The sequence below is a fragment of the Pseudomonas chlororaphis genome (assembly GCF_001921865.1).
Classification (GTDB): Bacteria; Pseudomonadota; Gammaproteobacteria; order Pseudomonadales; family Pseudomonadaceae; genus Aquipseudomonas; species Aquipseudomonas chlororaphis_D.
This window is the reverse complement of record NZ_MSCT01000020.1, coordinates 700513-726751: the sequence shown is the minus strand read 5'-3', so window position 1 is coordinate 726751 and position 26239 is coordinate 700513. Positions and strand designations below refer to the sequence as shown.

General features: G+C 64.1%; 21 protein-coding genes. 17 read left to right on the top strand and 4 right to left on the bottom strand.

All coding sequences use genetic code 11. The features are described 5' to 3' along the window. Window positions 1-436: 436 nt before the first annotated feature. A complete protein-coding gene (locus BTN82_RS26315; protein WP_075121967.1) occupies window positions 437-1231 on the top strand; it encodes an alpha/beta fold hydrolase in 795 nt (264 codons plus the stop codon). Between the two features lie 207 nt (window positions 1232-1438). Here the strand turns inward: BTN82_RS26315 and BTN82_RS26310 are convergent, their stop codons facing one another. Next, the gene (locus tag BTN82_RS26310) at window positions 1439-2326 is read right to left on the bottom strand and encodes a LysR substrate-binding domain-containing protein (protein WP_075121966.1); all 888 of its coding nucleotides are present in this window, start codon (window positions 2324-2326) and stop codon (window positions 1439-1441) included. 126 nt (window positions 2327-2452) lie between these two features. Between BTN82_RS26310 and BTN82_RS26305 the strand changes: the two genes are divergently transcribed. The 16 genes from BTN82_RS26305 (at window position 2453) to BTN82_RS26230 (ending at window position 21094) form a co-directional block, all read left to right on the top strand. Next, window positions 2453-3643, top strand: a complete 1191-nt coding sequence (locus BTN82_RS26305) for a serine hydrolase domain-containing protein (RefSeq protein WP_075121965.1) — start codon at window positions 2453-2455, stop codon at window positions 3641-3643. Between the two features lie 196 nt (window positions 3644-3839). Then, window positions 3840-5000, top strand: coding sequence for an acyltransferase family protein (locus BTN82_RS26300; protein WP_075122029.1), 1161 nt, complete (start codon window positions 3840-3842; stop codon window positions 4998-5000). 41 nt (window positions 5001-5041) lie between these two features. Next, window positions 5042-6220, top strand: a complete 1179-nt coding sequence (locus BTN82_RS26295) for an efflux RND transporter periplasmic adaptor subunit (RefSeq protein ID WP_261793023.1) — start codon at window positions 5042-5044, stop codon at window positions 6218-6220. Then, a complete protein-coding gene (locus BTN82_RS26290; protein ID WP_075121964.1) occupies window positions 6217-9402 on the top strand; it encodes an efflux RND transporter permease subunit in 3186 nt (1061 codons plus the stop codon). Before BTN82_RS26295 ends, BTN82_RS26290 begins: the two co-directional genes overlap by 4 nt. 79 nt (window positions 9403-9481) lie before the next feature. Continuing rightward, a complete protein-coding gene (locus BTN82_RS26285; protein WP_075121963.1) occupies window positions 9482-10483 on the top strand; it encodes a zinc-dependent alcohol dehydrogenase family protein in 1002 nt (333 codons plus the stop codon). Next, a complete protein-coding gene (locus BTN82_RS26280) occupies window positions 10480-11664 on the top strand; it encodes an MFS transporter (protein ID WP_075121962.1) in 1185 nt (394 codons plus the stop codon). Before BTN82_RS26285 ends, BTN82_RS26280 begins: the two co-directional genes overlap by 4 nt. A 154-nt stretch (window positions 11665-11818) precedes the next feature. Further along, window positions 11819-12748: a LysR family transcriptional regulator gene (locus BTN82_RS26275; protein ID WP_081375522.1), complete on the top strand. Its 930-nt coding sequence runs from the start codon at window positions 11819-11821 to the stop codon at window positions 12746-12748. Between the two features lie 471 nt (window positions 12749-13219). Beyond that, window positions 13220-14248, top strand: a complete 1029-nt coding sequence (locus tag BTN82_RS26270; RefSeq protein WP_075121961.1) for a nucleoid-structuring protein H-NS — start codon at window positions 13220-13222, stop codon at window positions 14246-14248. Next, entirely contained in the window at window positions 14248-15453 is a 1206-nt protein-coding gene (locus tag BTN82_RS26265) for an isocitrate/isopropylmalate dehydrogenase family protein (protein ID WP_075121960.1), read from the top strand. The genes BTN82_RS26270 and BTN82_RS26265 overlap by 1 nt, the downstream gene beginning before the upstream one ends. Then, window positions 15450-16157, top strand: a complete 708-nt coding sequence (locus tag BTN82_RS26260) for an RraA family protein (protein ID WP_075121959.1) — start codon at window positions 15450-15452, stop codon at window positions 16155-16157. Before BTN82_RS26265 ends, BTN82_RS26260 begins: the two co-directional genes overlap by 4 nt. Before the next feature lie 74 nt (window positions 16158-16231). Beyond that, window positions 16232-17407, top strand: a complete 1176-nt coding sequence (locus BTN82_RS26255; RefSeq protein WP_075121958.1) for an LLM class flavin-dependent oxidoreductase — start codon at window positions 16232-16234, stop codon at window positions 17405-17407. Next, window positions 17404-17934 carry a flavin reductase family protein gene (locus tag BTN82_RS26250; RefSeq protein ID WP_075121957.1) on the top strand — a complete coding sequence of 177 codons (531 nt, stop codon included), beginning with the start codon at window positions 17404-17406 and terminating at the stop codon, window positions 17932-17934. Before BTN82_RS26255 ends, BTN82_RS26250 begins: the two co-directional genes overlap by 4 nt. 49 nt (window positions 17935-17983) lie before the next feature. After that, on the top strand, window positions 17984-18355 hold the full coding sequence (locus tag BTN82_RS26245; RefSeq protein WP_075121956.1) for an antibiotic biosynthesis monooxygenase family protein: 372 nt from the start codon (window positions 17984-17986) through the stop codon (window positions 18353-18355). 79 nt (window positions 18356-18434) lie between these two features. Beyond that, entirely contained in the window at window positions 18435-19409 is a 975-nt protein-coding gene (locus tag BTN82_RS26240; protein ID WP_075121955.1) for an NAD(P)H-dependent flavin oxidoreductase, read from the top strand. Window positions 19410-19445: 36 nt separating this feature from the next. Then, window positions 19446-20222, top strand: coding sequence for an alpha/beta hydrolase (locus BTN82_RS26235; RefSeq protein ID WP_075121954.1), 777 nt, complete (start codon window positions 19446-19448; stop codon window positions 20220-20222). Next, a complete protein-coding gene (locus BTN82_RS26230) occupies window positions 20219-21094 on the top strand; it encodes a DUF6282 family protein (RefSeq protein ID WP_075121953.1) in 876 nt (291 codons plus the stop codon). Before BTN82_RS26235 ends, BTN82_RS26230 begins: the two co-directional genes overlap by 4 nt. A 116-nt stretch (window positions 21095-21210) precedes the next feature. On the opposite strand, the gene BTN82_RS26225 is transcribed toward BTN82_RS26230, so the two are convergent. The 3 genes from BTN82_RS26225 to BTN82_RS26215 are packed head-to-tail and all read right to left on the bottom strand — an operon-like array spanning window position 21211 to window position 26229. Continuing rightward, entirely contained in the window at window positions 21211-22392 is a 1182-nt protein-coding gene (locus BTN82_RS26225; RefSeq protein ID WP_075122026.1) for an HlyD family efflux transporter periplasmic adaptor subunit, read from the bottom strand. A 34-nt stretch (window positions 22393-22426) separates the two neighbouring features. After that, window positions 22427-24604, bottom strand: a complete 2178-nt coding sequence (locus tag BTN82_RS26220) for a type I secretion system permease/ATPase (RefSeq protein ID WP_075121952.1) — start codon at window positions 24602-24604, stop codon at window positions 22427-22429. Further along, a complete protein-coding gene (locus BTN82_RS26215; protein WP_148169616.1) occupies window positions 24601-26229 on the bottom strand; it encodes a TolC family outer membrane protein in 1629 nt (542 codons plus the stop codon). Before BTN82_RS26215 ends, BTN82_RS26220 begins: the two co-directional genes overlap by 4 nt. Window positions 26230-26239 lie beyond the last annotated feature (10 nt).

Sequence of the window (26239 nt, the reverse complement as noted above, 5' to 3'; positions counted from 1 at the left end):
CCAATGTGAAGCTCCGAGCTGCTAAACCCGATCACTGAATAAGCAGTGACAGACCGAGCCTAGAGAGCAGGTTTTGCAGGCGCAAGCGGGTGGGAGTTTCTAGGAAAAGTCGCTCAATAGAAAGCGAAGAACCTTACGTTGATGCGCCGAAAGTGGACGTTGGGGAACCTTTCGCCTTCGGTCTTGACCTGCGTGAAGAGTGCTTTGGCTCTACCCGCGGCTTCGGGCGGATCGTGGTGTCGAGGACCGCATTAACGATGGCATGTTCAAGCCCCCTGCCTATTGCTCAAGAGCCGACTGGGCGAGGAGCCGCCATACAAACGGACGACGTCCGTACAAAAAAACAGAACAAGAAGTTACCGTTTCCATGGCTATCCGCCTTCCGCGCGCGCCATAAAAATAGCGGGACAATTTCCCAAGGCGGAGCGCCATATCCATGTCAAGCGTATACAGAGACAACATAGAACTGGTCTTCGATATCCAAGGCCAAGGCCCCGATCTTTTGTTGATCGCCGGTACTGCGGCCGATCGTACGCTCTGGTCCCTGGTGCGCGCCGATCTGGCCAAACACTTCAGGACGATTGCCTTCGACAATCGTGATTCGGGAGAAAGCAGCCTCTGCGCCACCGGTTATGCACTGCAAGATCTCGCCAAGGATGCGCGTGCTGTCCTGGACGCGGCAGGTTCTTCGCGGGCGCATGTCATGGGCCATTCCCTGGGTGGCATGATTGCGCAGGAGCTGGCGCTCCTGGCTCCGCAGCGCGTTGCCAGCCTGACATTGGTCGATACCACGTCAAGGTTGGGGACTTACACGCAAGCAGTCATTTCCATGGCTCTTGCATGGTGCCATGCCATAGAGGACCGGGAGCTTCTGGTGAAGTCGCTGTACTTCCTGGCCTTGGGCGAGGACTCCATTCAGGGCGGAGCGTTGAGCCAGGTAGCCGCCTCTATTGCTGAAGGTGGGCCAGGGCAACCTCGGGAAGCGCTGGTGCGTCAGTGGGAGGTTGACCTGACCGTCGATATCTACAATCGCCTCAAGCACATCAGCGCTCCGACCCATATTGTCTGGGGCGCGCAGGACAAGCTGATACACGAAAGCCATCAGTTCGAGATGCTCGACAACATCATGGGCTCGACCTACACCCGCCTTGAGCATTGCGGGCATTGCCCGATGCTTGAGACCCCCGTCAATTTCGTAGAGAACACCCTGCAGTTTCTGCTGGGGCAGTGAACCCGAACCGATGGAGCCCGAGCTCCATCGACTTGCAGGCCCGCGCGGCCTTGCAGGTTGCTCGCGACCGGCGTCGCCGGTACGGGATCAGGAAGCGGTTAAAACCAACCCCATGCGTTTCCCCGCCGCCGATACGGCAAGCGACCGGCTTTCAGTCGAGCCGTCTCGGCGGTCATTGGCCGCATCGATACTTGAAGCCGACAACCCTCACCCCCGCCCCTCGCCACCACAGATAAAGTCAATGAACGCCCGCAGCTTCGGCGTGAGATGCCGGCTCGAGGGCCAGACCACCTGGATGTTCAGGGTGCGCTGCACCCGCTCGGGCAGGATCGATATCAGCTCGCCGGCATCCAGCCCTTCGCGCACCGCGAATTCGGGGACGCAGGCAATGCCCAGGCCCTGGCGGGCCATGTGGATCAGCATGTCGAGGTTATTGCAGACCATGGTCGCCGGGACCTTCAATTCGGTGCCTTCGGCGAGCCCCGTCAGCGGCCATTTTTCCAGCTTGCCGGTCGACGGCAGTTTGTAATGCAGGCAGTGGTGGTCTTGCAGTTGTTCCACCGTGCCCGGGTGACCGTAGCGGTCAAAGTAACTGGGCGCGCCCACCAGGTAGAAGCCGAAGCTGTCCAGCTTCCTGGCCATCAGCCGCGAGTCGTGCAACTGGCCGGTGCGCAGCACGGCGTCGAAGCCTTCCTCGACCACGTCCACCAGGCGGTCGGTGAAGTCCAGTTCCAGCTGGATGTCCGGATAACGCTGCATGAAGCGCGAGAGGTGCATGAACAGCACGTCGCCGAGCAGCGGCAGGCTGATGCGCAATTTGCCGCGCGGGGCCTCGCTGGAGCTGGAGAGTTCCTGTTCGGCCGCCTCCAGTTCGTTGAGCACCCGCCGGCAGCGTTCCAGGAACAGCGAGCCCTCGCTGGTCAGGTTGATGCTGCGGGTATTGCGGTGGAACAGCCGGGTGCCGAGTTTCTCTTCCAGGCGGGCAATGCTCTTGCCCACGGCCGAGGCGGAGACCCCGAGCAAGCGGCCCGCGCCTACGAAACTGCGGCTCTCGGCGACCTGGACGAACACCGTGATGCCATTGAGCTTATCCAACGCTCACTCCTTTGATTGCGGACAAAAAGGTCCGTGGACCCCGGAATTGTAACCTCTGTTTCCCTACGGTGGCCGGTTCTACTATCGCTACATCCAGCTCTGCCATTCAACAGTTTGGGGTCAGGTATGTCAGTCAACGAACCGCTTCGCCAGCTACATTCGCTTCGCTCGTTCGAGCCCGCCCAGGTGGCCTCACGGATCGATGCCGTGCTCGAACAGACCCTGCACGACCAGCGCCTGGTGGGCGCGGTGGTGCTGGTGGCCCACCAGGGCCAGGTGATCTACCACCGCGCGGCCGGCCTGGCCGACCGGGAAGCGCAAGTGCCGATGCGCGAAAATGCCTTGTTCCGGCTGTCGTCGGTGTCCAAGCCGATTGCCTCGGTGGCGGCGCTGGTGCTGGTCGCCCAGGGCAAGATCCAGCTGGACGACGACATCAGCCGCTGGCTGCCGTATTTCAAGCCAACCCTGGGCGACGGCCAGCCGGCGACCATCACCCTGCGCCAGCTGCTGAGCCATACCGCCGGCCTGTCCTACGGTTTCCTGGAAAGCGCCGCGGGCGGTCCTTATCAGGACGCCGGGGTGTCCGACGGCCTGGAGCGCAACGCGCTGACGCTGGAGGAGAACCTGCGCCGCCTGGGCCAGATCCCGTTGCAGTACCCGCCCGGCAACGGCTGGGGCTACTCGATCGCCACCGACGTGCTGGGCGGGCTGATCGCCGCGGTGCATGGCAGCAGCCTCGCCGTGGCGATCGACCAACTGGTGGTCCAGCCCCTGCAACTGCACGACACCAGCTTCAAGGTGACGGACGTCGAGCGCCTGACCGCGGCCTACCTGAACGATCAGCCGCGGCCGCACCGCATCGAGGACCTGGAGGTGATCCCGGTCTTCGAGGGCACCATCGGCATCAAGCTGGACCCGGCCCGGGCGCTCGACCCCAACGCCTATGACTCCGGCGGCTCCGGCCTGGTCGGTAGCGCCGGCGAGTTCCTGACCCTGCTGGAGACCCTGCGCAAGGGCGGCGCGCCGCTGTTGCCCAAGGCGCTGGTGGATGAGATGACCCGCAACCAGACCGGCGACCTGGAACTGGAAAACTGGCCCGGCCGCGGCTTCGGCCTGGGTTTCACCGTGCTCAAGGACCCGGCCGCGGCGCAGACCGCCGAGTCGGCCGGCAGCTGGCGCCTGGGCGGCGCCTACGGGCACTCGTGGTTCGTCGACCCGGCGCAGCAACTGACCGTGGTCGCGTTCACCAACACCGCCTTCGAAGGCATGTTCGGCCAGTTCACCGTAGACCTGTGCAACGCCGTCTACGGCCAGTGACCCCGCGCCGGCCCCCGCCACCGGGGGCCGGCCGCATGAACATCGAAAAACAGACGGTTCGCTCAGCGATCTGCATTGCCGTACCCCTCGCAACATTGCCTGCAAGCGCGCAACGCCATTGATGGTTTTTTATCGGGAGCACGCTCGACACGCGCAGGCGTGGTCGGGCGCGCCGTGACTCTACGGGGATCGGATGATGAAAAAAGCAGAGCTCTACCACTCGCATGTGCACAGCAAGCTGGACTCGCTCACGGGAATACGCTTTCTCGCCGCGGCGATGGTGTTCATGTTTCACGCGTCGCTGACCCGCATCATCGGTTTCAACCCCTACGCCGACAGCGACGTGATCAACGTCTTCCAGCGCCTCTTCAGCGGTGGCGGCTGGCTTGGCGTGTCGTTCTTTTTCGTGCTCAGCGGTTTCGTGATCACCTGGTCCGCACGCAAGGGCGACAGCCTGACCGGCTTCTGGCGGCGCCGGTTGCTGAAGATCTACCCCAACCACATCGTCACCTGGTTGCTGGCGATGCTGTTGTTCAGCGTGCCGGCCGCCAGCGTGGCGATCTGGTTGCCCAACCTGCTGCTGGTGCATTCGTGGATTCCGCGGATGGACACCTTCCTCAGCGTCAACGGCCCGTCCTGGTCGCTGTGCTGCGAGATGTTCTTCTACCTGCTGTTTCCGCTGGCGCTCAAGCTGGTCTGGAAGATCTCCGAGGAACGCCTGTGGCACTGGGCCTGGGCGATGGTCGCCGGCCTGGCCCTGACGCAAGTGGCGATCCGCCTGCTGGCGCCCGCCACGCCGCTGATCAACGAGTACCCGATTTCCCTGAGCCAATGGTGGTGGGCCTATTACTTCCCGCCCGCGCGGCTGTTCGAGTTCGTGCTGGGCATGCTCATGGCGCGCATCCTCATGGCCGGGCGCTGGATCGAGTTGAGCGTGTCCTGGGCGTTCGCGCTGTTGGTCGTGAGTTATGTGGCGGCCATGTACGTGCTGTTCCAGTACAGCCTCAACCTGGTGACGCTGGCGCCGATCGCCGCGCTGATCACCGCCATCGCCGCCAGCGACCTGCAGGATCGCAAGGGGCTGCTCAACAGCCGCTGGATGGTCTGGCTGGGGGAGATCTCGTTCGGTTTCTACATGATCCATCTGCTGATCATGACGCTGGCCACGCAGTTGCTTGGCGGCCGTCTGTTCGACAACGCCACGGCCACCCTGATCGTCGCGGCGACCTTCGCCCTGTCGGTGCTCGGCGGCTGGCTGCTGTTCAATTTTGTCGAGCGCCCGGTCATGCAGCGCTGGGGCCGGCCGGGCAAGGCGAGGGCGCTGGGCGGCCTGCCGCAGCCTGAAACCGCGCCTTGATCGACCCTCAACCGATGGCCTCATCACAGGGAAGTTGTCTTATGCACTCGATCCGATCCCGGCGCTCGGGCAGCGCCTTCATGTTTCGCACCTTGCTGGCCTGCGCCGTGGTGGCCGGCCTGGTGGTCGTGCTGCGCGGCGAACCTTCGGCCACCGCCAAGGCCGCCGCGGCGCCGCCGGCCGCCGAGGTCGACGTGGCCATGGCGCTGTCGCGGCCGGTGACAGACTGGCAGAACTATTCCGGGCGCCTGGAGGCGGTCGAGAAAGTGGTGATCCGCCCGCTGGTGTCCGGGACCATCGTTGCCGTGCACTTCAAGGACGGCGCCATCGTCAAGGAAGGCGAGCTGCTGTTCGAGATCGACGCCAGGCCCTACGCCGCCCGGGTCGAGCAGGCCCAGGCGAGCCTGGCCGCGGCCAGGTCGCGCAGCCAGTACACCGCCACCGACCTGGGGCGGGCGCAGCGGCTGATCAATTCCAATGCCATCGCCATGCGCGACCTGGACGAAAAGCAGAACGCCGCCAGCGAAGCCCAGGCCAATGTCCGGCAGGCCCAGGCGCTACTCGACAGCGCCCGCCTGGACCTGGCCCATACCCGCATCAGTGCGCCGGTCAGCGGGCGCATGTCGCGGGCCCTGGTGACGACGGGCAACATTGTCAGCGCCGGGGAAAACGCCGCGCCGCTGAGTACCCTGGTGTCGCTGTCGCCGATCTACGCGGCGTTCGACGTCGACGAGCAGACGTTCCTGCGTTACCTCAACCAGAGCAGCGCCAAGCCCGAGCAGGTGCCGGTGCTGCTCGGGCTGTCCAACGAGAGCGATTACCCGCGCACGGGCCAGTTGGCCTCGCTGGACAACCAGCTCGACCTGCAGTCGGCCACATTGCGGGTGCGCGCCAGTTTCGACAACGCCGACGGCCAGCTGCGGCCCGGCATGCTGGCGCGGATCAAGCTGGGGGGCGGCCCGCCGCGCCAGGCCGTGCTGATCGATGACCGCGCCATCGGCACCGACCAGGACAAGAAGTTCGTGCTGGTGGTGACCGCCAACGATCAGGTGGAGTACCGCCGGATCAGCCCCGGCAACCTGGTGGGCGACCTGCGTGTCATCGATTCCGGCCTGCAACCGGGCGAGCGGGTGGTGATCAACGGCCTGCACCGGGCGCGCCCCGGTGACACCGTCAGGCCGCTGTTGGCCCAGCGCGCGGACGCGAGCGCCCAGCCATGAACTTTTCCCGTTTCTTCATCGACCGGCCGATCTTCGCCGGCGCGCTGTCGACCCTGATCCTGCTGGCCGGGATCATCTCGCTGTTCCGCCTGCCGGTCTCGGAGTACCCGGAGGTGGTGCCGCCGCTGATCGTGGTCAACGCCCAGTACCCCGGCGCCAACCCGGCGGTGGTGGCGCAGACCGTGGCGGCGCCGCTGGAGGAGCAGATCAACGGCGTCGAGGACATGCTGTACATGCAGTCCCAGGCCAACAGCGACGGCAACCTCACGCTCAGCGTGACGTTCAAGGTCGGCACCGACCCGGACAAGGCCCAGCAACTGGTGCAGAACCGCGTCTCGCAAGCGCTGCCGCGGCTGCCGGAAGACGTGCGCCGGCTGGGGGTGGTGACGATGAAGTCGTCCTCGACCCAGACCCTGGCGATCCACCTGGTGTCCCCTGACGATCAGTACAACGCCACCTACCTGCGCAACTACGGCATCCTCAATATCAAGAACCAGCTCGAACGCATTCCGGGCGTCGGCGAGGTGCGGATCTGGGGCGGCGGCGACTACGCGATGCGCATCTGGCTGGACCCGCAGAAGGTCGCCCAGCGCGGCCTGAGCGCCAGCGACGTGGTGGCGGCGATCCGCGAGCAGAACGTCCAGGTGGCCGCCGGGGTCATTGGCGGCCAGCCGATGCGCACGGACGTGGCGCAGCAACTCTCGGTCAACACCCAGGGGCGGCTGAAGTCGGAAAAGGAATTCGGCGACATCATCCTCAAGAGCGCGCCCGGCGGCGCGGTGACCTTTTTGCGCGATGTGGCCCGGGTCGAACTGGCCGCCTCGGACTACGGCCTGCGCTCGCTGGTCGACGGCAAGCCGGCGGTGGGGTTCGGGGTGTTCCAGATGGCCGGCGGCAACGCCCTGGCGATCTCGGCGAAGGCCCGCGAGATCATGCTCGAGGCCAAGCAGGACATGCCCACCGGGGTCGACTACAAGATCGTGTTCGACCCGACCCAGTTCGTCCGCTCGAGCATCCTGGCGGTGATCCAGACCCTGCTCGAATCGACCCTGCTAGTGGTGCTGGTGGTGATCCTGTTCCTGCAGACCTGGCGCGCCTCGATCATCCCGCTGCTGGCCATGCCGGTGTCGATCATCGGCACGCTTTCGCTGATGCTGGCCTGCGGTTTTTCGATCAACGCGCTGTCGCTGTTCGGCATGGTGCTGGCCATCGGCATCGTGGTCGACGACGCGATCGTGGTGGTGGAAAACGTCGAGCGCAACATCGCCCTGGGCCTGACGCCCAAGGCCGCTTCCTACAAGGCGATGGACGAAGTCAGCAAGCCGATCATCGCCATCACCCTGACCCTGGTCAGCGTGTTCGTGCCGCTGGCCTTCATGCCCGGGCTGACGGGACAGTTCTACCAGCAGTTCGCGCTGACCATCGCCATCTCGACGCTGATCTCGGCGTTCAACTCCCTGACCTTGTCGCCCGCGCTCTGCGCCTTGCTGCTCAAGGCCCACGACCAGCCGCGCGACCGCCTGAGCCAGATCATCGACCGGCTGCTGGGGCCGCTGTTCACGCGCTTCAACCGGCTGTCGGCGCGCGGCGAGCAGGCCTACGGCAATAATCTGGGGCGGGTGATCCAGCGCAAGAGCATGACCCTGGGCCTGTACGCGGTGTTGCTGGGGCTGACGGCCTGGCTGGGGCATTCGCTGCCCGGCGGTTTCGTGCCGGCCCAGGACAAGGAATTCCTGGTCGGCCTGGCGCAGTTGCCCAACGGCGCCTCGCTGGAACGCACCGAGCAGGTCATCCAGCGGATGAACGAGATCGCCCTCAAGCAACCCGGCGTGGCCCATACCCTTGAGTTTCCCGGGATGTCGGTCAACGGCCTGATGAACTCGTCGAGCGCGGGGATCATCTTCGTCATCCTCGACCCCTTCGCCGAGCGGCACGGCGAGCAGATGAGCGCCGGGGCCATCGCGGCGGCGCTGAACCAGCAGTTCGCGACCATCAAGGAGGCGTTCACCGGGGTGTTCCCGCCGCCACCGGTGCTGGGCCTGGGGACCTTGGGCGGCTTCAAGCTGCAGTTCGAGGACCGCGGCGCCCTGGGCTTCGAGCAGCTCGACGCCGCGGTGCGCGCTTTCCTCAAGCAAGCCGCGCAGGCGCCCGAGCTGGGGCCGAGCTTTTCCAGCTACCAGATCGACGTGCCGCAGTTGAAGGTCGACCTCGACCGGGTCAAGGCCAAGCAGTCGAACGTGGCGATGACCGATGTGTTCGACACCTTGCAGATCTACCTGGGCTCGCTCTACGTCAACGACTTCAACCTGCTGGGCCGGGTCTATCAGGTGCGGGTGCAGGCCGACGCGCCGTTCCGCGCCCATGCCGACGACATCGGCCAGCTCAAGGCGCGCAACGCCGACGGCAACATGGTGCCGCTGGCCAGCCTGGTGGAGGTGCGCCCCACCTACGGGCCGGAAATGGTGGTGCGCTACAACGGCTACACCGCCGCCGACCTCAACGGCGGCCCGGCCCCGGGTTATTCCTCCGGCCAGGCCCAGGCCGCGGTGGAGCGGATCGCCGCCGAGACGCTGCCCCAGGGCATCAAGTTCGAGTGGACCGAGCTGACCTACCAGCAAATCATTTCCGGCGACTTCACCCTGTGGATCCTGCTGATCTGCACGTTGTTGGTGTACCTGGTGCTGGCGGCGCTGTATGAAAGCCTGCTGTTGCCGGTGGCGATCCTGCTGATCGTGCCCATGGGCATCATGTCGGCGCTGCTCGGGGTCTGGCTGACCCAGGGCGACAACAACATCTTCACCCAGATCGGCCTGATGGTGCTGGTGGGGCTGGCGAGCAAGAACGCCATCCTTATCGTCGAGTTCGCCCGCGAGCTCGAGCTGCAGGGGCAGGGCATCGTCCGCGCCGCCATCCAGGCCAGCCAGCTGCGTTTGCGGCCGATCCTGATGACCTCCATCGCGTTCATCATGGGCGTCGTGCCGTTGGTGCTGTCCACCGGCGCCGGCGCCGAGATGCGCCATGCCATGGGCGTCGCGGTGTTCTTCGGCATGCTCGGGGTGACCCTGTTCGGCCTGCTGTTCACCCCGGTGTTCTACGTCGCGCTGCGGCTGCTCGCCACGCGGCGGGCCCGCGCGAACCAGGAGGCCAGCGGCCCGCCCATTGCGGAAATAACGGTCCGCTAAGAACGGAACAGCAGACGGTTTTTCCCTATTTGCAATCGCTCTACAGTCATCCGCACTCAATGAAACAAGGGGACAGTCAATGACACGCGTCGTGCGCTTTAGCCAATACGGTGGCCCGGAAGTACTCAAGATCGAAGACATCGAGGTGCCTGCGCCGGGGCCCGACGAGGTACGGGTCAAGGTCAAGGCGATCGGCCTGAACCGGGCGGAATCGATGTTCCGTTCCGGCCAGTACCTGGAGCAGGCGCAGTTTCCCTCCCGGCTGGGCTACGAGGCAGCGGGCATCGTCGAATCGGTAGGCAGCAGGGCCGGGCAGTTCGCGGTGGGCGACACGGTCAGCCTGGTGCCGCCGATCTCGATCGCGCAGTGGGGCACCTACGCGGAACTGGCGGTGCTGCCGGCCGCCATGCTGGTCAAGCACCCCGCCAGCCTGTCGTTCGCCGAGGCCTCGGCGGTGTGGATGCAGTACGTCACGGCCTGGGGCGCGTTGCTCCATGTGGCGGCGTTGCAGCCGGGCGAGTTCGTGCTGATCACGGCCGCGTCGAGCAGCGTCGGCCTGGCGGCGATCCAGATCGCCAATCAGCTGGGCGCGATCCCGATCGCCGTCAGCCGCACCGCGGCCAAGCACGAACAATTGCGCGAGGCCGGCGCGGCGCATGTGCTGACCAGCGAACAGGCGGACTTCAACCAGCAGGTCGAGCGCATTACCGCGGGCAAGGGGGCCCGGGTGATCTTCGACCCGGTGGGCGGGCCGTTCCTGGAACAACTGGTCGAGGCCGCGGCCAGCGGCGGCATCGTCCTGGTGTACGGCGCCTTGAGCAGCGAGCCATCGCCGTTCCCGCTGTTCAAGGTGCTGAGCAAGAGCCTGGCGTTGCGCGGTTACCTGCTGCACGAAATCACCTCGCGGCCCGAGTTGCTGGAGGCCGGCAAGGCCTATGTGATCGCCGGCCTTGCAGCCGGGAGCCTGCGGCCGATCATCGCCAAGACCTTCGATTTCGAGCGGATCGTCGACGCCCACCGCTACCTGGAGGCCGGCGACCAGTTCGGCAAGGTGGTGGTCACCCTGGAGTCCGGGTCATGAAAATGCTCCATCCGATCTACTTCCTGGCGCTGGGCCTGTTCGGCGTCTACACCATCGAGTTCGGCGTGGTCGGGATTCTGCCGGTGATCATCGAGCGCTTCGCCATCAGCGCCTCCCAGGCGGGCCTGCTGGTGGGGCTGTTCGCGCTGATCATCGCGGCGTGCGGGCCGGTCATGGTGTTGCTGCTGTCGCGCTTCAACCGCAAGAAGGTCCTGACCCTGGCGCTGTTCGTGTTCGCCGGCACCAGCGTGCTGTCGGCCTATGCGCCGAACTTCGAGTCGCTGATGCTGCTGCGCATCATCCCGGCGCTGTTCCACCCGGTGTATTTCTCCCTGGCTTTCGTCGCGGCCACGTCGCTGTACCCGCCGGGGCAGTCGACCAATGCCGCGGCCAAGGCGTTCGTCGGCACCAGCATGGGCATGGTGCTGGGGGTGCCGCTGACGACGCTGATCGCCGCGCAGTTTTCCTACGAGGCTTCGTTTCTGTTCTGCGCCGCGGTCAACTGCATCGCCGGCCTGGGGATCATCGCCCGGCTGCCGGACGCGCCCGACAGGCAGGCGGTTTCCTATGGCGACCAGTTGGCGATCCTGCGCAAGTTTCCGCTGTGGCTGAACATCACCGCCTCGACCCTGATCTTCGCCGCGATGTTTTCCGTGTACAGCTATTCGGCCGAGTACCTGGCCCGGGAAGCCGGCATGAGCGCGCAACTGATCAGCATCCTGCTGGTGGTCTTCGGCGTCGGCGGCGTGGCCGGCAACCTGTACGCCGGCAAGCTGATCGGCCAGAACATGGTCAGGACCACGATCCTGCACCCGATCCTGCTGGCGGGCGCCTATGGCTTGCTCTACCTGTTCGCCGGCCCGTCGCTGCTGACCATGTTGGTGATCGTGGTGATCTGGGGCGCGACCCACACCAGCGGGCTGATCGTGACGCAGATCTGGCTGACCTCCGAAGCGCCGGAAGCCCCGGAATTCGCCACCGGCATCTATATCTCCTTCATCAATCTGGGCGTGACTATCGGGTCGACAACGGGCGGTTGGTTCCTGGCGCGCCTGGGCTTGCAGGGCACTCTTTACAGTGGTTTGCTGTTTGCCGCGCTGGCCCTGGTGGTCATCGTGGTCAAAGTCCTGTTTTTCAGTGTGGCACCGCGCAAGGGAGGCGCGACCGTCGCGGCAGACTGAGTTCTGCGATGCAGGGCGGCCCGCACGGAGCCGGAGGGTTTTCATCCGTGCGCGGCTGGCATCGGCTTGACGTTCCCAACCAAGGATCTCCAGGACGGAAGCCTTTGGGTCGACCGCCTGGATTGTTTTTCCATTGAAAATCGATCGAGGCCTCATGAATCCCCTGACTGTGTCCAACCCGTCCTGCAACTGGCCCACAGGGCTGGAGTCGCGCGACAGCAGCATGTTCGACTGGGAAAACCTGCGCCATTACGTCACCTTCGCCCGCACCCAGTCGCTGAGCAGCGCGGCGCGCGAGCTGGGCGTCGAGCATGCCACCGTGGCCCGGCGGATCGCCGCGCTGGAGTCGTCGCTGAACCTCAAGCTGGTCGACCGGCGCAAGCGCAACTACGAGATCACCCCGTTCGGCCACCGCATCGCGGAAATCGCCGGGCGGATGCAGAAGGACGCCAAGGCCATTTCCAAGGTGGCGCTCTCGGTGCAGACCGAGATGGTCGCCGACCTGGCGGTCAGCGCGCCGCCGTTGCTGACCTCGGAGTTCATCGCCCCGCACCTGGGGCGCCTGCGCCGCGAGCACCCGTCGATCAATGTCAGCCTGTTGATGCAGGACGACATCGGCACCCTGTGCAACCCCGAGCCGGACCTGATGATCCGCCTGTGCCGGCCGACCCAGATGGACCTGGTCGCGCGCAAGATCGGCACCGTGTCCTTCGGCCTGTACGGCAGCCATGAGTACCTGGCGGCGCACGCCAGCGAGGCATACGAATACATCATCTACGACGACAGCATGGAGCATTCCCGGCAGCAGGTATGGCTGCGCGAGGTCGCCGCGGAGCGCCCGGTGGTGTTGCGGGCCAGGAGCCTGGAAGTCCAGGCGTCGGCGGCCCGGGCCGGTATCGGCGTGGCGTTGCTGCCCAATTTCTATGGCCAGAAGGACCCGGTCCTGGGCAAGGCCAGGTTCCATGCGCCGGACCTGATGATCGATATCTGGCTGGTGGTCCACGAAGATTTGCGCAAGGAGGCGCCCATTCGTTCGCTGATGGACTTCCTGGTCAGTTGTTTTCCCACCGAACACTACTTTTGAGGCGATCTCTTACAGGTGGCGTAGTTCACTCTGGCATTAATACAAGGGGAATTTTTTAACCCCCCAGGGTGAATACGGGGAGTTTACAAACAAGCGGGCAGATTTCAGTATCGGCTCCATAACAAGAAACATGCTTGCTCCTCCGACGATTGATAGCTCATTGCCAGGGTTTTCAAAAGTCCCCCTCCCGGACACGGCACACGCTTCTCCGGTTGCGGTCTCAAACCATAATAAAAACAACAGCGCCGAATTCGATTGTCCAACGACAGTGATCGCTGGCAGTCGAAGTGCTGATGCTGAAAAAAACCTTTACCAAGTTCTGCTCTTGGCCTTAGCGGCCATCGACTCATGCCTGTAATAACTGCATGGGAATAACCCTGCATTACGGTCACGTTACTACTCACGAAACCCGGGACGTACTTGCGTGCGCTTCCAGAGTTTCATAGCGAGCTCACAGAAGGAATTGGGATCATGAATAACGTAAAGATTATTGATGTAACGCTCCGTGATGGTGGTTATCGCAACAACTTCGAATTCACCACCGACTACGCCTCCAATGCCGTCGGACACCTTGTAGACGTTGGGGTTGGCCATGCCGAAATCGGTTATTGCAACGGTTCTTTTGTGCGCAAGAAAGAACATGGGCTGAGCAGTTCGGTCAACCCGGAATATATTGAATCGTTGCGCCGTGCGGCGCGTGGTCAACTCGGTTTGTGTGTCATGGTGCACCCGCGCAATGTGACCGGCGAAGACTTTGAAATGCTCGCCGAACAGGGCGTCGGTATGATCCGTGTGTGTTTGCGCGCCGAGCAACTAGAGCAAGGCCTGGACACTATCGAGTTGATCAAGTCGTTCAACTTCCAGGCCAGCGCCAATATTACCCATATCACCACGCAAACACCGGGAACCGTTACCGACATGGCATTGCGCGCGGAAGGCGCCGGGGCCGATGTTATTTATTTCGCCGACTCTAATGGCAATATGATTCCTGATGATGTCGAACGGCTAGTAAGTCGGATATCCAGAAGGGTGCATGTGCCGCTGGGGTTCCACGCGCATAACAATCTTTCCCTGGCACTTTCCAACTCCATCGCCGCTGTCGAGGCCGGCGCCGAATATATCGATACGTCGATTTGCGGCATGGGCAAAGGCGCCGGCAACTTGCACCTGGGCATGTTTATCGCCTACCTGGAGCGGGTCGGCAGTGCCAATGGCTATGACTTGGTCAAGGCGTTGCAACTGTCCGAATACACCGCGCAGAGCGTTCCACTGAGCAGCCTGCCGACCCCGCTCATGGATGTGATGCTGGGGGCCTACAACTTGCCCTTCGATGTCCAGCAGCGGCTGGAGGACACCATGTCCCGGCTGCAGATCAGCTCGACCTTCCAGGCGCTGCGGGCGATGCACGAGCAGGACCTGTTCCAGCGCCGCGCGGCGCGCCCGACGGTGATTTCCCGGGCCAGTTTCCCGGCTCGCCTGGCCGCCGAAGGAAAAATGTGATGACGACCCTTTCGCAATCGACGTTGCCGGGCAAGCCGGCGCGGCATCGGGTCTGTGTGTTGCCTGGCGACGGCGTCGGCGTCGAAGTCGTCGACGCCATACTGCCGATCTTCGATGCGCTGCAACTGCCCATCGACCTGGACTTCGGCCAGATCGGCTGGGAGTGCTGGCGCAACGGCGGCGACCCGGTGCCGGCCGAGACCTGGGAAAAAATCGCCGCCGCCGACGCCACGCTGCTGGGCGCCATCACCAGCAAGGCCTTGCAGGAAGCGGAAAAGGAATTGCCCGCGGCCTTGCGCAACACCTCGCGGGCGTACGTCTCGCCGGTGATCCAGCTGCGCCAGCGCCTGAGCCTGTATGCCAACGTGCGGCCGGTCACCGATGTGCTCGGCGAGGGCCGGTTCCGTTTCACGGTGATCCGGGAGAACACCGAGGGGCTGTACGCGGGCCTGGACTTCGCGTCGATTCCCGCCGAATTCGAGCCGGTGCTCAAGGCCCGGGAACTGGCCGGCGCGCCCTGGACCCGCGAGGGCGCCGAAGACGCGACCATGACCGTGCGGCTGCAGACCCGGGCCGGCCTGACCCGGCTGTTCCGCTTCGCCTTCGAGTACGCGCGCAAGCACGGCTACAAGCGCGTGACCCTGGCGGACAAGCCCAATGTGCTGCGCTACAGCGGCGCGTTCGCCCGGGGGATCCTCGAAGAGGTGGCCGCGCATTACCCGGACATCGCCTACAACATCGACAACGTCGATGCCGTGGCCCTGTGGATGATCCGGCGTCCGGAACGCTTCGGGGTGATAGTCGCGGAGAACATGTTCGGCGACATCCTTTCCGACCTCGGGGCAGGGGTCATGGGCGGCCTGGGGTTCGCGCCCAGCGCCAACATCGGCGACGCCGGGGCCTACTTCGAGCCGGTGCACGGCAGCGCCCCGGCCCATGTCGGCCAGGAAAAAGCCAACCCCAGCGCGATGTTCCTGTCCCTGGCCCTGTTGCTCGAACACCTGGGCTACCAGGCCCAGGCCCAGGCCATCGAGCAGGCCGTGGCGCAGGTGGTCCGGCACGACTGCCAGACCTACGACAGCGGCGGCCAGGCGACGACCCGGGAATGCGCCGCGGCCATCATCGAAAGAAGCGTGTTCAACCTCAATCAACTCGCCCCCCACAGCGAAAACGGCTGGGTTTCGCCAGCAAGGAGTCATGCATGAGCCACCCAACACTCTCGGAATCGCAACGCGCCTCCCTGCTGGAGCAATGCGCTGTGCTGGACACCGCCTCGCTGAGCGACGCCCTGGACAGCCTGGGGATCGACGCCGGGTTGCTGGGCATCGTCCAGCAAGTCCCGGGGACCCGTTGCGCCGGCTTTGCCTTTACCGTGCTCTACGAGCCGGTCAGCCAGGGCGCGGGCTTCAAGAACGCGGCCAACTACATCGACGACGTGCCGCCCGGCTCGGTGGTGGTGTCCAGCAACGCCGGCCGGCTGGACGCCACGGTCTGGGGCGACATCCTGACCCACGTTGCGGTGCAGCGGAATGTCCGCGGCACCCTGATCGACGGGGTGGCGCGGGACATCGACACCGTGACCCGCCTCGATTACCCCTTGTTCAGCCGCGGGCGTTTCATGCAGTCGGGCAAGAACCGCGTGCAGCTCAAGGCCACCCAGGTGCCGGTCGAGGTCAGCGGCGTGACCATCCGCCCCGGCGACCTGATCGTCGGCGACGCCAGCGGCTGCCTGGTGATCCCCCTCGAACAGGCCGAAGAGGTCATCCGGCGTGCCATCGCCGTGGAGAAGACCGAGCGCGACATCATCGCGTCGGTCGGCCAGGGCCTGTCGCTGGCGGAGGCGCGCTGCCTGCACCGCTACGACCAGCCGTGGCTGGCGGCCGAGGCGAAAACCCCAAGCGCCGCCTGAGCGGCAACCTGCCTGCGACGTACAGGCGTGAGGCGCAACGACGCATCACGTTCCCTGATCAAGGAGATACAGCAATGACTTCGAATCATCCGGCAAAGATCAAGACCAACCCGATGCGCAGCAGCACCAACAAAATCAAGCTGGGGGTCTTCGCGCTCAATATCGAGGGCGGCTGCACCCTGACCACGGTTCCGGAGCGCCTGGACGCCTCCGACTGGAACGGCAACCTGGAAATCGCCAAGAAGGCCGACAAGGCCGGCCTGGAACTGCTGCTGCCGGTCGGCCGCTGGCGCGGCTGGGGCGGCGCCAGCGACCCGATGGGCGTGTCGTTCGAGACCTATACCTGGGCCGCGGGCCTGGCCTCGGTGACCGAGCAGATCGCGCTGTTCACCACCTCCCACCTGTCGACCGTGCATCCCTTGTTCGCCGCCAAGCAGGCCGCGACCATCGACCACATCAGCGGCGGGCGCTTCGGCCTGAACATGATCTGCGGCTGGTACGGCAAGGAAATGGGCATGTTCAACGGCGGCGTGCAGCTGGAGCACGACCGGCGCTACGACCACGCCGACGAGTGGCTGAAGATCGCCCGGCTGGCCTGGAACGAACCGGGCAACTTCGACCATCAGGGCGACTTCTTCAACATCGCCCAGGGCTTTGCCCAGCCCAAGCCGCTGAACCAGCCGTTCCTGATGAACGCCGGCGGTTCCGAGCGCGGTCGAAGGTTTTGCGCCGAGCATTGCGACGCGGCGTTCCTGATCCTCAAGCACGAGGACGACGACGCCACCATCCGCGCGCAGATCAAGGCCTACCGCGACCTGGCGCGCCTGGAGTTCGGCCGCGAGATCCAGATCTGGGTCTACTCCTACGTGGTGCAGAAAGACACCCTGGAAGAGGCCGAGAAGTACCTCGACTACTACGTCAACCAACACGGCGATGAAGTCGCCCTGGATAACGTCACCTCGGAGATCGGCATCCAGAGCGGCATGTTCGCCAGCACCGAGGACGCCGAGCGCTTCCGCTTCCACTTCAAGGCCGGGTTCGCCGGGGTGCCGCTGGTGGGCACCGCGGAAATGATCACCGAGCAGTTCCAGCGCTACAGCGACCTGGGCATCGACGGCATCTGCCTGACCTGGCTCGACTACAAGAGCGGCCTCGACGAGTTTCTCCAGGACGTCCTGCCACGCATGGAAGACGCCGGCTTGCGCCAGCCCCACAACAGCTCGCGGGTGATTATCGGAGCGGTGGCATGAGCGCCCGGAGCGCGTTGGCGCTGGCCGTCGAGCCCCCCGAACAGGCGCTGGCCGAGGACTTCAAACGGGCCATGCGGCGCCTGACCAGCACGGTGTCGATCATCGCCACCGGCGTCGACGGCGCGCGCAGCGGCATGGTCGCCACGGCGGTCAGCTCGTTGTGCACCGAGCCGCCGTCGCTGCTGATCTGCATCAACCGCACGGCCAGCCTGTACCAGCCGCTGCTGGCCAACCAGCGCTTCAGCGTGAACCTGCTCGATGCCGCGCAGAGCCGCCTGGTGGGCGTTTTCGCCGGCCAGCTCAAGGGCAATGCGCGCTTCGAGCATGGTGACTGGGCGGCCTGCGACGACCTGCCGTACCTGGCCGACGCCCAGGCGACGCTGTTTTGCAGCGTCGATGCGCGGCTGTCCTACGCCACCCACGAGGTGATCGTCGGCCGGGTCGAGAAGTCGCGGGTCAACGAGCGGATTTCGCCGCTGCTGTGGCAGGACGGCAAGCCGGTGCAGTCCTGCGAACTGATCCACTGAACCGCTTTTGAACATCCCCTGAACACTGTGTTTTTTGCCTGGAGGCAACATGAGCAACCTGACTGAATTCGATGCACCTACCCCCGCCGAGAGCGAGGCGATTTTCCTGGTCAACGTGGTGCATGTCTTCGAGGGGCAGCAGGACGCCGCCCTCGACGTCCTGCGCTCGGCCGTGGGTTATGTGGCGCAGAACTACCCGTCGTTCCAGTGGAGCCGCCTGTTCAAGAGCATCGACGGCAAGACCGTGATCAACCAGGCGCAGTGGAGCAGCAAGGAGGAATTCGACTCGCTGTTCAGCGACGAGCAATTCATGTCGCGCTATTCCCGATTGAAGGAAACCGGCACCTGGGAGTTCCACCTCTACAAGGTCAACGACTACATCCCGGCAGACTTCGCCCCGGTGGCCGCGGCACTCGCCTGAGGGCAAGCGGGCCCGCGCGCACGGGGTGCCGCGGGCCCGTCGTTCGGCGACTTTTATCGGTACATCAAGGAGAGACACCGTGAGCAATTTTGATTCCGCGCTGACCCGACTGCTCAAGATCACCCATCCGGTGGTGCTGGCGCCCATGGGCGGCGCTTCCGGCGGGCGCCTTGCCGCCGCGGTTTCCCGGGCCGGCGGGCTCGGCCTGGTCGGCGCCAGCTATGGCGATCCGGACTGGATGAAGACCGAGCTGGCGCTGATGAGTGACGTCAAGGAGCCCTGGGGCGTCGGCCTGGTGATGTTCACCGTGGCCAAGCGTTTCGAGCTGCTGGACCTGGCCCTGTCCTATGGGCCCGATGTGGTCGCCTTGTCGTTCGGCGATGCCCGGCCCTTTATCGCCCCGATCAAGGACAGCGGCGCCCAGGCCGTGGTGCAGGTGCATGACGTCGACCAGGCGCTGGCCGCGCTGGATGCCGGGGCCGACGCCTTGATCGTGCAGGGCGCCGAGGCCGGCGGGCACAGCCTGCGGCGCGCGTCCTTGCCATTGCTGCCGGCCGTGCGCGACGCGGTGGGCGACGACGCGGTGCTGATCGCCGCCGGCGGCATCGCCGATGGCCGGGGGCTAGCCGCGGCGCTGTTGCTGGGCGCCGACGGGGCCATGCTGGGTACGCGCTTCCTGGCCAGCGACGAAGCGCTGCCGTCGAACAAGGTCAAGCAACGCCTACTCCAGGCCACGGCGGGCGACCTGGTACGCACCCGGGCGTTCGACCTGGTGCGCGGCATCGAATGGCCCGAGCACTACAGCGGCCGCGCCCTGGCCAACGACTTCACCGCGCGCTGGCTGGGTTTCGAGCAAGAGCTGCTGGGAGCCCCGGCCAGCGTGGCCGAGGACTACGCGCAGGCGTTGCGCGAAGACAACACCGACGTGCGGGCGATCTGGACCGGCGAAGTCGCCGACCTGATCAACGATGTGCTGCCCGCGGCCACCATCGTCGAGCAGACCGTGCGCGGCGCGGAGCAGGCGCTGCGTGTTGCCGGCCGACGGTTTGCCTGATCCCGACGAACCCTGTTCTTGCGCAAAGGAATCGATATGAACAGCAATGCCCCCGTACATGTGCAGTTTGGTTTGGGCCCGGAACTGGTGGTGGTGATGTCGCCGGTCATGCCCACCTGGGACGAGGGCCAGTTCTTCGCCCCCCTGACCCAGTCGCTGGTCGACAAGGGTTATCGGGTCGTGATCTTTGACACGTTGTCGTTGCTGGGCGATGACGACGAGCCTTTCATCGGTTTTACCCAGCGCTGGGCGCAGGTGCTCGAACCGCTGGGGCCGATTGCCCTGATCGCCGGGTCCGCCCTGGGCGGCGCGGTGGTCCAGGGCTTGCTGGCGACCGGCGTGGGCCGGCAGGCGGCGCAGGCGCTGCTGATTTCCTCGCCGACCAGGGCCGACAAGATCCTCGACCGGCGCCTGGGGGCGATGGCCGACCTGGCCAGCGCCGGCGACGTCGACACCGCCCTGATGCTGCTCGATCAGTGGGTGCTGCCGGCCCGGGTGAAACCGCCGGCGCGCCAGCCTGCGCCGCCGGCGACGGCCGACGAGCGGGCCGGGCGACGCCTGGACCAGGGTTTCCGCTTGTTGAGCGAGCTGAATGTCGAGCCACAGGTCGCGGCCTGGCCGGGGCGCCTGCTGAGCATCTTCGGCGAGCGCTCGCAGCTGGTCAGGGCGACCAATGTCAGCTTCCAGGCGTCCGCGCAGCATCGGGCGGTGGGCGTTCCCGGCGCCGGCATGCGCCCGCTGCTGGATGACCTGGCCCAGGTGCGCGCCAGCGTGCGTACGCACCTTGGGATCGACCTGGAGGCCCATGCATGAGCACCTCGACCGCAGCAAGCGAGGCCGCCGCGGCGCGCTTTATCGATGTTCACTACCATGCCGGCCCCGATGCCTACCTGCGTCGCCACAGCGCGATACAGGCCGGCGGGCAGTATCGGGCGCTGGACGGTTGGGTGGTGCTCAAGAACCATCTGGGCTGTACCGCGGCCCAGGCTTGGGAGGCACGCCAGCAGGGGTTGCCGGTGTCCGGCTCGATCGTGCTCAACGAGATTGCCGGAGGGATCGACTGGCGGGTGGTCGAGCGCTCGCTGTGCCAGCATGGCGCCGCCGAGCTGCGTTTCATCGTCCACCTGCCCACCGTCACGGGGCGCAAGCACACCAGCCGCCTGGCCCGCGACCTCAGCCACCCGATCCTTGGCCAGCGCCCGGTGCAGCCGCTGACGGTCAGCGACGCCAGCGGCCGATTGAACCACGCCACCCTGGAGCTGCTGCGCATGAGCCGGGATTACCCGGTGGTGATCTCCACCGGCCATGCCAACCGCGAAGAAGTGCTGCGCCTGGTGGAGGCGGCGGACCGCTTGCAGGTGCCGCGGCTGATGCTCAACCAGCCGGCCAACCCCCTGACCGGGCTGAAGGCCGCGGACCTGCTGGAGCTGGGCAGCCTGCCGCTGCTCTACATCGAGCAGACCGCGCTGACCTACCTGCTCGGCTATCAGGACGAGGACGACTTTTCCAGGGTCCTGCGCGAGCTGCCCCAGGTGGTCTACAGCTCGGACCTGGGCCAGACCAGCCAGCCGGACATCCGTCCGTGGCTGGACATCAGCCAGAAATGGTTCCAGGCCTTCGGCCTCAGCGCCGCACGCATCGAGTCGATCACCCGCGGCTGTCCGCTGCAGATGCTCAGTCACTGACCGGCAGCGGCTGAAAGGGCAGGGCAGGGGGTTTCCGGGCATTAAAAACGCCGGCTCATGGCCGGCGTTGTGGTGTGTTTTTCATCGCCTCGATGGGGGAATGGATACCCCTGGAATCAACGCTCGCGCATGGCCTCCCTGGCCTTGTTGAACGGTTTGATCAGGTAGTCCAATACCGTCTTTGAGCCTGTCTTGATGTCCACCGTCGCGATCATCCCGGGACTGATGGCGAACGGCTGACCCTGCGTGTTCTTTAGAAAACTCGACTCTGTTTGAATGAACACGCGATAGAAGTAGTTTTCCGGCTTCACCTTGTCCTGGATCGTATCCGGGGAGATTGTCACCACCTTGCCATCGAGCCCGCCGTAGATGGAGTAGTCATAAGCGGTGATTTTCACCTTCGCCGCCTGGTCCGGATGAATGAAGGCGATATCCCTCGGTGAAATGCGTGTCTCGATCAAGAGCTGGTCATCCAGCGGTACGATCTGCATCAGCTTGCCATTGGGCGGGATGACCCCGCCGATGGTGGTCACCTCGATGCCTTTGACAATGCCGCGCACGGGCGACAGGACCGTCAAGCGGGTCAATGAGTCCTCGCGACCTCTAATGACCGAGTTCAAGGTGCTGACCTCCGAACGAGCCTTGGCCAACTCCTCTCCCGCCTGAACCTGATAGGTAGACCGTAGCTCGGTGAGTTTGAGCTGCAATTCGCTGCGCTGGCGCTGCAAGCGAATCACCTCGACATTGCTGGCGGCACCGTTTTTGGCCAGCGACTGGGTGATCTGCAGTTCCCGGTCGACCAATCGCAGCGAATCATTCACCCCCGCCAGAGACTCCTTGAGCCTGTTGACCCGTTTATTGTAGAGCCGGGTTTCTCGAGCCATCAGCTCGGCGAATGGCTGAAGTTCATCGGGAAAAACCAGGGCACTGCCATCCACCTCCGCCTGCAGGCGACTTGCGCTAGCCAGGACGGCACGGTATCGAGAAGCGCTTTCCTCCAGGTTCGACTCGGTCTTGGTCGGATCAAGTTGCGCCAGTACTTGTCCTGCCTCTATCAGATCACCTTCCGACACGTTGAGAGCGGCCAGGATGCCTCCCTCCAGCGATTGAATGATCTGCTCATGGGAACTGGGAATCACCTTGCCATCGCCTTTGGAGACTTCTTCCAGGTCGGCAAAATAGGCCCAGCTACCAAGGATCAGAACAATCACCATCAGGCAGCTGACTACTCCCATTGATTGCTGCAGCGCAGCATCGTCCTCCGGGTCCATTCCTTCCAACGGCGACTTCTTCTTCATGAGGCGGCGCGCCCGGGCCAGCAATCCGTGAATATCAAGCATGCCGATCACCTCCGTTCTCGGGGTTGACCGCGGCAGAGCGGCTGAGACGCCTGATGGCTTCATCCTTGGGTTCGTCGAGCACGACCTTGCCCTCGTCGACCACGACGATTCGATCGACCAGTTCCAGCAAGGCAGGCCGATGCGTAGCGATGATCAGGGTCTTGCCCTGGGCCCACAGGCCGAGGTTTTCCAGAAACAAGCGCTCGGTTCCTTCGTCAAGCGATGAGGTCGGCTCATCCAGCAGCAGCACGTTGGGTTGACGCAGGAGCAGGCGGGCCAGCAGCAACGACTGTTTCTGGCCACCCGACAAGCCGATGCCGCCTTCCATGATCAGGTGATCCAGACCGGTCGGAAGTTTGTTGATGAAACTCGCCGCCCCCGTCAGGGCGAGTGCCGAGAGCATTTCCTGATCGGCGGCCAAAGGCGCGCCCAACTTCAGGTTTTCCCTGATGGTCCCGTGAAACAGCTGAGAGTCCTGCGTCAGCAAGGCCACGTCCCGGCGAACGTCCGCGGGGTCGAGGTGATTGAGCACGACGCCGTCCAGGCTGATGGAGCCTGAGCGAGCGTCGATGCCTCCTACCAAGGCCTGCAACAACGTCGACTTGCCGGCGCCATTGCGCCCCAGCACGGCGATGCGCTCACCGGCGCGAATGCTCATCCGTTCGACGTGCAGGGCCGGGCGATCTGGGCCATAGGCGAAAACCGCCTTGTCCAGGACGTAGTCCCCATACAGGTGGGCACGATGGACTTTGTGGCTGTGCTCCGGGTAATCGGTGGGCAGCGCCATCAGCTTGTCCAGGCCGGCCAGCGCGGTTTTTGCCTGCTGCCAGCGGATGATCACCTGCGTCAACTGGGCCATTGGAGCCATCATGCGCGATCCGAGGATCGAGGCGGCCACCAGGGAGCCCGTCGTCAGGTCCCCCACCATGACCATCGGCGCCCCAAAGAAAATCACCACGGCGAACACCAGGGTTTGCACCGACTGCGACCAATACTGCAAACGATGAGTCAGTGCCTTGAGCTGCAGATTCGCGGCGGCTGTCGTGGCGTTGTAGTGATTCCAGCTCAGCTGGAATTTCTGCTCGGCCTGCAGCGCCTTGACGTCCTCCAATCCCTGGATGGCCTCCACCAGCAACGCATTGCGCAAGCTCGACTCCCTGAGAGCCTGGTTGGCCAGCCGGCCCAGCTTGCCCTGGCTCAGTAAGCTGGGGACGACCATCAATACCAAGGCACACAGGGGCACCAGGACAAGAGGGCCGACCAACAGCCAGAACACGGCAAGGAACAGCAGGAAGAAGGGCAGGTCGGCCATGGCCGTTACCGTACTGGAAGTGATCAGGTCACGGATCTGTTCCAGTTCCCGGATCTGCGAAATGAAGGTGCCCGTGGAGCGCGGGCGGGCCGAGTTGCGTAGACGGATGGAGTGACCAAACACCTTGTCGGACAGGCGCATGTCCGCTCGTTTGCCCAGCAGGTCGGTGACATGGGATCGGGCATTGCGGATCACGAAGTCGATAGCGCCGGCCAGCAGCACGCCGATGAACAAGACATACAGGGTCGGCATGGAGCCCGCAGGCACGACCCGGTCATAGGTCTGCATGGAAAACAGCACCCCGGCCAGCCCCATCAGATTGGCGATCAGTGACGCGAATATGACATAGCGATAGGATTTCCAGTCCCGCAGGACAATGTCCTTGAACCAGTGCTTTTCATGGGGCTTGGTGTAATCGTCAATGCGCACGTCCGCACGATTGCCCACGGGGCGAAGGATGATGACCCTGCGGCATTGCTCCAGCAATTGGGCTCGAGGCAACACCGTCGCCAGGCCGTGGTCGCCACTGAGCCGGACCTGAAGCGAGTCATCGGCCCTTAGTCCTTCGATCAGCGCCAACTGGCCATCTTGCAATTGAATCAGCAATGGCAGGCGCCACTGAGTGAGGTCCTGGACTTTCAGCTCTTCGTCGATCTTGATCGAAAGCCCCAGGTGCTTGGCAATCGCGTACAGCTGTTCGTCCGAATGCGGGCTGTTCTGCCAGGCCGCAGCCAGGCGAACGTCCTCGGGCGAGAAGGTCAGGTTGTAATGGCCGGCGACCAACAACAGCACTTCCAGCCAGGGTGGGGAATTGTGCTGCGCGCTCTTTCCTGGCTCGTCTTGCAAGGTTGGGTTCATGGCAAACGCTCGGGATAATTGTCATTGCCGGCGGCGCCGAACGACCGACTGAGATGGCCTGCGCTATACAGGCAGTTGATCTGCAATCGGCGCAGAGTGTTTAACGTGCTTTGTTGCTCGATACGCGCCAGATAGGCTTCCTGCTCCGCGTTGAGCAGGTCGAGCAAGGGGCGTGTGCCCAATTCGAGATACTGCTTGCGATACAACTCGCGAGTCTCATTGATGGCGCGTTCGCGCAGAGACTGGGCACCGAGACTGGAATGCAGCTTCAGCACCTGGCTTTTGGCCTGCTGCAGTTCCTGTCGTGCGTTGAGCCGAGCGGTATCGAGCCCGGCCTGCGCGGATGCCAGGGCCCGCTCGCTGGCGGCCTTGCCGGACTGGATCGCGCCGCCCTGGTAAATCGGCATGCTTGCATTGAGGAATACGCTGTATCGGCTTCTGTCTTGATCTGTCCTTGAGTTGTCATCCAGTTGCTGGGTGAAGGTGGGCTCCAGGGAGAAGGTTGGCAAACCGGCCGCCTTTGCCGCCTTGACTCCGGTCTGTGCCCTGTCCACCCGAGCCTGGGCCGATATCACCTCAGGGTTGTCCTGCATGTTCGCGTCCTGCCGCTGGCAGGACTGCTCCAGTGCCCCTGGAAAACGGTCGGCAACAGCCGTCACCGAGGCATTTCCTGTCAGGCTCGCCAGCGTAGCCAGGGCGCGTGCAAGATTGGCCTGATGCTGCAACTCGGCAACCTTTGCCGCTTCAATGCGCGAGGCGGTCTGAATGTAGTCGGAACGAGTACTGGCTCCCATGTCGAAGCGTTGGCGAGCGAGCGCGGAAACCTTTTCCAGGCTTTCTATCTGTTCCCGGGCAATCAAGACCGCGCGCTGGTAGTACTGGCTGTCGAGAAAGGCCTGTGTCGTATTCAGGGTGACCCGTTCGGTGCTCAGGCGAACCTCGGCCTGTCGCTCCGCCACGCCTGCCTGGCTGGTCTCGACCGCGCTGGCCACCTTGCCGAAGTCATACAGCATCTGCGAAGCGGTCAGGTCGAACACCTGGGCACTGTTCCCGCCAGGGGTTGCGCTTTGATAACCGGACTTCACTCCACCATTGATCTTGGGAAGGTAACCGGCCCGAGCGACCTCGACATATTGAAGTTGTTCGTTGACCCCTTCATGGGCCCGCTTGATATCCGGATACGAAGCGATTGCCATATGGATGGCAGTAGCCAGGTCCGGGCGATCCGTATTGACAGGGGCCCTGTCGTCCATCCCCAACCGGGCAGCGGGCGGAGGAAGAAACTGCCCGGCCTTGATCAAGGCGGTCAAGGAAACGGGTGGAACGACGTGTTCTGTTTCAAGGCTTTTGCCTATCCCACCTGCCTCGGGCAGACGCTCTTCATTGACGAAGACCGGAGTTGGATTGTTTGGCGCAGCACTGCCTTTGCCAGCCGAAGCAACGGTGGTGGAAGCCTGTTCCACTCGCCTTTCTTCAACAGGTTTTACTGATACTTGAGCAGGGCGCGAGTTGGGAATGATATAGACGGTCTGGGCACTGGCCTGTTCGACCGAGAAAGTTGTACTCACTAACAGTACGAATATCAGGCAGAACACAGCGTGCCGAGAATTCAGCAAATAAAACATAATAATTACC